Annotated in this window: 1 protein-coding gene; it reads left to right on the top strand. The window is 48.6% G+C overall.

Translation table 11 applies throughout. The features are described from left to right. Window positions 1-211 precede the first annotated feature (211 nt). Window positions 212-393 (top strand): hypothetical protein (locus KP705_RS18770; protein ID WP_215765400.1); only part of this gene is annotated, 182 nt, incomplete at its 3' end.

Here is a 393-nt window from a genome sequence, read left to right as displayed (position 1 = left end):
TCCTGTTCCGAACGACACGCAAAACGCAGATTCTCATCAGCAGAATAATCCCGAGCTATAAGCCCAAGGTGCTTGCAGTCAGCACATATCAGCCAGCAGATATCATCAACAGACAACCCCAGATGGAACACATGCACAAGCCATGAACGAGGATACTACCCCCCATCAAATGACTGAGCTTTGATGACCATTTGGGCCTCTAATTTCGGATATGAACGACCTACGGATTCCATCCGAGACCACCAGTCTTGGCGGTCTTGTGTTGAACCATCGCCATCAGTTGTGTTATAATACTGATGTGGGTCGGGTTGTGACGTTCCTGCGTCATGAGCCTTCTCCTAACCTATCGGGCTTCTTCGATGTAATCCGCCAAGATATCCATCGATTTAACCC

Origin of the sequence: Gluconobacter sp. P1D12_c (genome assembly GCF_018812105.1) — a bacterium.
GTDB classification, from domain to species: Bacteria; Pseudomonadota; Alphaproteobacteria; order Acetobacterales; family Acetobacteraceae; genus Gluconobacter; species Gluconobacter oxydans_A.
The sequence above is the reverse complement of the archived record's forward strand: the minus strand, read 5'-3'. Positions and strand labels throughout refer to the sequence as shown.